This window comes from Rhodoplanes roseus (genome assembly GCF_003258865.1).
Taxonomy (GTDB): Bacteria; Pseudomonadota; Alphaproteobacteria; order Rhizobiales; family Xanthobacteraceae; genus Rhodoplanes; species Rhodoplanes roseus.
Map to the genome: position 1 here is coordinate 72,601 of NZ_NPEX01000001.1, position 6,397 is coordinate 78,997.

The following is a 6,397-nucleotide window of genomic DNA, read 5'->3' on the forward strand; positions in this document are numbered from 1 at the left end:
TCATGCCGCTCGCGACAAATCTCCTGGCGACCGCATCTGGCAGCGTTGTTGGGCTCGTACTGGCGCTCGTCGGAGGTGGCGGTTCGATCTTGGCAGTGCCGCTGCTCGTCTATCTGGTTGGCGTGAGTCCACCACATGTCGCGATCGGAACGAGCGCGCTCGCGGTCTCGGGCAGCGCCTTCACGAATCTCCTCGCGCACGCACGCGCCGGGAATGTCAAATGGCGTTGCGCAGTGGTTTTCGCGGGCGCTGGAGTAGCTGGTGCACTTCTCGGGGCCGAGCTTGCCAAAGCACTTGACGGTCAAAAGCTGCTTTTCCTGTTTGGCCTCCTGATGATCGTCGTCGGGCTTGTGATGTTCCGCCCACGCGAGGGCGTTGGCGATCCCAATGTCCGATTGACCGCCGACACGGCGCGCACGCTTCTCCCGCTGCTGCTCGGGATCGGCTTTGTGGTCGGTGTTCTGTCTGCCTTCTTCGGGATTGGCGGCGGTTTCCTCATCGTGCCGGGCTTGATGTTTGCGACCGGCATGCCGCTGATATTTGCAATCGGCACTTCGCTCGTCGCGGTCGCCGCCTTCGGCGCAACCACAGCGGCAAGCTACGCGGCTTCCGGCCTGATCGACTGGAGCATCGCCGCACTTTTCCTCGTGGGAGGCGTTGTGGGAGGAGCAATTGGTGTTGCGCTCGGCCGCGTGCTGGCGCGGCGAAAACGCGCGCTCAGCCTTCTTTTTGCAAGCCTTGTTGTGACTGTCGGCGTTTACGTGGTGGCACGCGGCATCATCGCGCTCGCGTGAGTCCGGCCTCCGACAAAGGAGAGAAACAGATGATGAATGACATGATGGGCATCGGAATGTGGGGCATGGGGCTCGTGTGGCTGCTTGTCCTTGTCCTCTTGATCCTCGCGATTGCGGCTCTCATCAAATACATCCGGCGATAACGCTTCAGGCCTCTTACATAGGAGAATGGATAATGAGCTACTACTTCGCACAAACACTGCGGTCCTCATTCGATGACGCAGTTGCCAAGACCACCGCCGCCCTGAAGGAGGAGGGCTTCGGCATCATCACCGAGATCGACGTGAAAGAAACGCTCAAGCGTAAGCTCGACGTCGATTTCCGTCGCTACAAGATTCTTGGTGCTTGCAATCCGAAGCTCGCTCACGAGGCGCTGAAGCTGGAAGACAAGGTCGGCACCATGTTGCCATGCAATGTGATCGTGCAAGAACTTGGTTCGGGCCAAGTCGAAGTCGCCGCGATCGATCCGGTCGCCTCAATGCAGGCGATCGGCAATCCCGAGCTGGAGAAGAAAGCGCAAACCGTCCGGCAGAAACTGCAGCAAGTCATCGAACGGCTGTGAACTGAAAGACGGGATCACACAGTCAAAATTCGTCTACGGAGTTCCGCCACATGGCGACGCAAAATGCATCAAAGCCCAACGGTCCCCCTATCGTTAACGGCTTCTTTGAGAAACGGACGTCGAGTGTGCAGTACGTTGTCGCGGACCCGAAGACGAAGCGCTGCGCCATCATCGATCCAGTCCTCGACTTCGATCCAAAATCCGGAGCGACTGGCTCACGCTCCGCCGATGAGCTTCTCGCCTACATCGCGCGCGAGGGATACCAGATCGAGTGGATACTCGATACGCACCCTCACGCGGATCACTTCTCGGCGGCGGGATATTTGAAGGACAGGACTGGGGTGCCGACCGCGATTGGCGAGAAAGTCGTCGAAGTCCAAAAACTCTGGCAAGGCATCTACAACATCGCGGGCTGTTGTCCCGCGGACGGATCGCAGTGGGACAAGCTTTTCGCCGATGGCGAGCGTTTCATGATCGGCAACATGAATGTCGAGGTGCTGTTCACGCCGGGGCATACACTCGCTTCGATCGCCTATGTTATTGGTGATGCCGCATTCATCCACGACACGATTTTCATGCCGGATGGCGGCACTGCTCGCGCCGACTTTCCGGGCGGTAGCGCGCGCGAACTCTGGAGAAGCATTCAGCGCATTCTTGCTCTACCCGACGACACGCGTCTGTTCACTGGGCATGATTACTGCCCGGGCGGCAGGAAGCCGGCCTGGGAGAGCACGGTCGGCCAGCAAAAGGCAGAGAACATCCATCTCAAGCGAGCGAAGACCGAAGAGGAATTCGTCGCGTTACGCGAAGCGCGCGACCGCGAACTTCCGATGCCCAAGCTCATCCTTCACTCACTGCAGGTGAACATCCGCGGCGGGCGACTGCCCGAGCCTGAGGACAATGGCAAATGCTATCTCAAAATTCCGCTGGATGCGTTGGATGGAGCAGCCTGGGACTGATCAAGACTGACCGCCGTCGCAGATTCCTGCCTCGCAGGTGAGGATTCGTTTGAAAACTGCCGCTTGATCATACTCGCTTTGGAAGCCGATCGCTCCCGCTACTCCGAGAATTTCTGCAAAGTGCGGAGGCTTCCGTCACAAAAATGCGATTTGAAATCAGAACCTTAAGCATTCCGTACTGAATCCGCAAAGTCGGGAGGTTCGGAGAAAAAAGTTAGCAGAGAGCGAATTTCAGGGCTCAGTCAGTACGCCGCGGTCGGAAGGTTGGCGCATGAAGCCCGTGTTTGTTGGGCTTATGCGCGCACTCGGCAGCAGCGGAGAGCGTTCGGTCTGATAGGACTGGCGGAGGGAGTGGGATTCGAACCCACGTTACGGTTTCCCGTAAACACGCTTTCCAAGCGTGCGCCTTCAGCCACTCGGCCACCCCTCCGGAGCGCCCCTGATACGGAGGCGGGCGGGAGATTGCAAGTCCCCGGGCGGGCTGGGGTTCCGGCATGCGGGGACGCGGGACGGCCGGCCTGCGGCGGGGCCGGACGCGGAGGCGCGGCGGGCCGCGGTGGACAGGCGTCCGAAAATCCGCCACCGGGGGGCGCCGCCCCGGTCGCACGGGCGGCGGCGATCGAGGTCTCATGCCGACGCAGCCGACGTCCTCCCCTCCCGGGCGCTCCCCTCCCGGGCGCTCCCCTCCCGGGCGCTCCCCTCCGGTGTCGCCCTCTCCAGCGCCCGGCCCGGGCCCCGGATCGGCGATCCCGCCGACGCTCGGCCTGGTGCTGGCGGGCGGGCGGGCGATGCGGCTCGGCGGCGGCGACAAGGGGCTTTTGGCCGTCGGAGGGCGGCCGATCCTCGCGCGGGTGCTCGCCCGGCTCGCGGCCTGTGACGCCGTGATCCTCAACGCCAATGGCGACCCGGCCCGGTTCGCCGGATACGGCCTGCCCGTGGTCGCCGACGACATCCAAAACTTCGCCGGGCCGCTCGCCGGCGTTCTGGCCGGCCTCGACTGGGCGGCGACGCAGCGGCCCGACCTCGCGCATGTGCTGAGCGCCCCGGCCGACTGCCCGTTCCTGCCCGCGGACCTCCTGGCCCGGCTGCACGCCGTCGCGCGAGACACCGGGCGGCCGCTCGCCTGCGCCGGCTCGGGCGGACGCCGCCATCCCGTCGTCGCGCTGTGGCCGGTGGCGCTGCGCCACGACCTGCGGCGCGCCGTCATCGACGAGGGCCTGCACAAGGTCGGCGCCTGGATGGACCGGCACGGCGTCGCCGTCGCCGACTGGCCGGACCTGCCGTTCGACCCGTTCCTCAACGTCAACATGCCCGAGGATTTTTCCGCCGCCGAACGGCTCGCGGCCGCGCATCCGGAGGCGTGAGCATTCGGCCCGTGCTCCGTGACGGCGCCTGTTGCGGTTATGCATCATTCCACGTCTTTATGTGACGCGAGCGGCTAGCCCGGATTGCCGGGCCGCCGGCCGGCTGGCACGGTCCGCCTTCGGGGAGAGACACCGTGTTTCGTGCCTTGCGGCATCAGCGCCTGCGTCGCGTGGTCGGCCTCGTGGCCGCCTATGCGCTCGCGTTGCAGATGCTGCTGGCCGGCATCGTGGCCACCGAGATGGCGGTGGCCGGCGACGCCGCGGCGGCGACGCTCTGCTTCGGCGCCCCCGACGGGCCCGACGCCTCCGGCACCTCACACCCTCCGACGCCGCACAGCCCGTGCGCGATCTGCGCCTTCGCCAGCGCGGCACCGCCGCTGCCCGGGCTGGCGGGCCTCGCGCTTCCGCAGGCCGGCCGCCGCATCCGGCGACGGGTCCGCACGACGGCGCGGCGCTGCGCGCGACGCCGCGATCCCCGCTCCTCCCGAGGTCCTCCGCCGGCCGTCTGACCGCCGTCCCCGCCCGGTCCACCGACGTCCTGCAGAGAGAATCCCCGATGTCACGCCTGATCCGCGCGTTTTGCGCGGCGTCGGCGGCTGTCGCCGCCTGTTCCACGGCTTTCGCCCAGTCCACCGCGCTGCCGCCGCTCGTCGTCGACGGCGGGGCGGCGCCCTCCGCCGGGGGCACCTCCTCGGGTCCGGCCACCGGCGGCGGCGAGGGCAGCCTCACGGTGCCGACCACGGCGCAGGCCGAGGCGGCGCTGGCGCGGGTGCCCGGCGCCGTCGAGGTGGTGCCCGACACCGCCTTCAAGACCGGCCCGGCCCGCACCGCCAAGGACATCCTCGACTGGGTGCCGGGCGTGTGGATCGAGCCCAAATGGGGCGACGACTCGCGCCTCTCGATCCGCGGCTCGGGCCTCTCCCGCAACTTCCACCTGCGCGGCGTCCAGCTCTACATGGACGGCATCCCGATCAACACCTCGGACGGTTACGGCGACTTCCAGGAGATCGACCCGACCGCCTATCGCTATGTCGAGGTGTTCAAGGGGGCGAACGGCCTGCGCTTCGGCGCCAACGCGCTCGGCGGCGCCATCAATTTCGTGATGCCGACCGGCCGCGACGCGGCCCCGCTCGACACCCGCCTCGACGTCGGCGGCTTCGGCTTCGTCCGCGGCCAGGCCGCGGACGGCGGTGCCGCCGGCCCGTGGGACGGCTTCGCCACCGTGTCGTCCTCGATGCAGGACGGCTACCGCGACCATTCCTGGGGCAATGCCGAGCGGGCGAGCGGCAATGTCGGCTACCGGTTCTCGCCCGACGTCGAGACGCGCGTCTACGTCAATGCCAACTCGATCCGCCAGCGCATCCCGGGCGAGGTGACCAAGGACCAGGCGCTCGCCTCGCCGCAGACCGCGGCGACCAACAATCTCGCCAACGACTGGCAGCGCAACCTCGACACGCTGCGGATCGGCACCAAGACGACGATCAAGCTCGACAGCACCGTGCTCGAGCTCGGCCTGTTCGGCGTCGACCGCCATCTGATGCACCCGATCTACCAATGGCTCGACTATCGCTACGAGGACTACGGCGGCTTCGCCCGGGCGACCGACGAACGCCTGCTGTTCGGTTATCGCAACCGCTTCACGCTCGGGGCCAACGTGCTCAACGGCACGATCCGGGCCGACCAGTACGCCAACACGGGCGGCGCCAAGGGCGCGCTGCTGTCGTCGCGCGTGCAGCGGCCGGAGAACTACACGGCCTATGCCGAGAACGCCTTTTACGTGGTGCCCACCCTCTCGATCGTCGCCGGCACGCAGTATCTGTACGCGGTGCGCGACCAGGAGGTGATCTACTCGGTCAACGGCGATCTGAACGGCCGCTCCAGCTTCAGCCTGTGGAGCCCCAAGATCGGCGCCGTGTGGGACGTCGCGCCCGACTGGCAGGTGTTCGGCAACGTCTCGCGCAGCGCCGAGGTGCCGAGCTTCGGCGAGAGCGTCGCGCCGAATTTTCTCAACCCCACGCTGCCCACCATCCCGTTCTACGACATCCGTCCCCAGCGAGCGACGACCTGGGAGATCGGCACCCGCGGCCGGCGGCCCGACGTCACCTGGGACGTCGCGCTCTACCGGGCCGAGATCACCGACGAGCTGATGTGCCTGTATTCGAGCTTCGGGAGCTGCAACGTCACCAATGCCGACCGCACCATCCATCAGGGCGTCGAGCTCGGGCTCGGCGTGTCGCTGCTGAAGAACCTCGCCGTGCAGGCCGGGGCGCCGGACCGGCTGTGGCTGCAGGTCGCCTACACGTACAACGACTTCCGCTTCGACCACGATCCGGTGTTCGGCGACAACCGGCTGCCCGGCGCGCCGCCCCACATCGTCAAGGCGGAGCTGCTCTACAAGCATCCGGGCGGATACTCGTTCGGCCCGACACTCGAATGGGTGCCGGAGGCCTATTTCGTCGACAGCGCCAACACGCTCGCCACCGATCCCTACGTCCTGTGGGGCCTGAAGGCGGCCTACGACGACGGCACCCTCTCGGCTTATGTCGAGGGCCGCAACCTCGGCAACATCTCCTACATCTCGTCGGCCAGCATCATCGACCGCGCCACCACGGCGTCGGCCCTGTTCAATCCCGGCACCGGTCGTGCCGTCTATGCCGGCCTGCGCTGGCGCATGTGAGGAGAGACACGATGTCGACGTTCTCGAAACTGATCACGACC

6 protein-coding genes and 1 tRNA gene are annotated in these 6,397 nt (G+C 66.3%); 6 read left to right on the top strand and 1 reads right to left on the bottom strand.

Features of this window, described 5'->3' with window-relative positions:
- Positions 1-2: 2 nt before the first annotated feature.
- The 3 genes from CH341_RS00350 to CH341_RS00360 all read left to right on the top strand — a co-directional run bounded on the left by CH341_RS00350 (position 3) and on the right by CH341_RS00360 (position 2,315).
- Complete coding sequence (locus tag CH341_RS00350; protein ID WP_111417046.1) at positions 3-794, top strand: sulfite exporter TauE/SafE family protein; 792 nt, start codon at positions 3-5, stop codon at positions 792-794.
- 175 nt (positions 795-969) lie between these two features.
- Positions 970-1,356 carry a DUF302 domain-containing protein gene (locus tag CH341_RS00355; protein ID WP_111417047.1) on the top strand — a complete coding sequence of 129 codons (387 nt, stop codon included), beginning with the start codon at positions 970-972 and terminating at the stop codon, positions 1,354-1,356.
- A gap of 50 nt (positions 1,357-1,406) precedes the next feature.
- A complete protein-coding gene (locus CH341_RS00360; protein ID WP_111417048.1) occupies positions 1,407-2,315 on the top strand; it encodes an MBL fold metallo-hydrolase in 909 nt (302 codons plus the stop codon).
- Positions 2,316-2,655: 340 nt separating this feature from the next.
- Here CH341_RS00360 and CH341_RS00365 read toward each other — a convergent pair.
- Positions 2,656-2,745: transfer RNA gene (locus CH341_RS00365), tRNA-Ser, on the bottom strand.
- 274 nt (positions 2,746-3,019) lie between these two features.
- Here CH341_RS00365 and mobA point away from each other — a divergent pair.
- The 3 genes from mobA (at position 3,020) to CH341_RS00380 (ending at position 6,356) form a co-directional block, all read left to right on the top strand.
- Positions 3,020-3,679, top strand: a complete 660-nt coding sequence (mobA, locus tag CH341_RS00370; protein WP_281020475.1) for a molybdenum cofactor guanylyltransferase MobA — start codon at positions 3,020-3,022, stop codon at positions 3,677-3,679.
- Between the two features lie 134 nt (positions 3,680-3,813).
- Complete coding sequence (locus CH341_RS00375) at positions 3,814-4,188, top strand: hypothetical protein (RefSeq protein WP_146604328.1); 375 nt, start codon at positions 3,814-3,816, stop codon at positions 4,186-4,188.
- Positions 4,189-4,235: 47 nt separating this feature from the next.
- Positions 4,236-6,356 carry a TonB-dependent receptor family protein gene (locus CH341_RS00380; protein WP_111417051.1) on the top strand — a complete coding sequence of 707 codons (2,121 nt, stop codon included), beginning with the start codon at positions 4,236-4,238 and terminating at the stop codon, positions 6,354-6,356.
- Positions 6,357-6,397 lie beyond the last annotated feature (41 nt).

What these genes read in the sequence shown, in the direction of transcription:
- CH341_RS00350 (WP_111417046.1), top strand. Translation starts at nt 3, where the DNA reads ATGCCGCTCGCGACAAATCTCCTGGCGACCGCATCTGGCAGCGTTGTT.
- CH341_RS00355 (WP_111417047.1), top strand. Translation starts at nt 970, where the DNA reads ATGAGCTACTACTTCGCACAAACACTGCGGTCCTCATTCGATGACGCA.
- CH341_RS00360 (WP_111417048.1), top strand. Translation starts at nt 1,407, where the DNA reads ATGGCGACGCAAAATGCATCAAAGCCCAACGGTCCCCCTATCGTTAAC.
- CH341_RS00380 (WP_111417051.1), top strand. Translation starts at nt 4,236, where the DNA reads ATGTCACGCCTGATCCGCGCGTTTTGCGCGGCGTCGGCGGCTGTCGCC.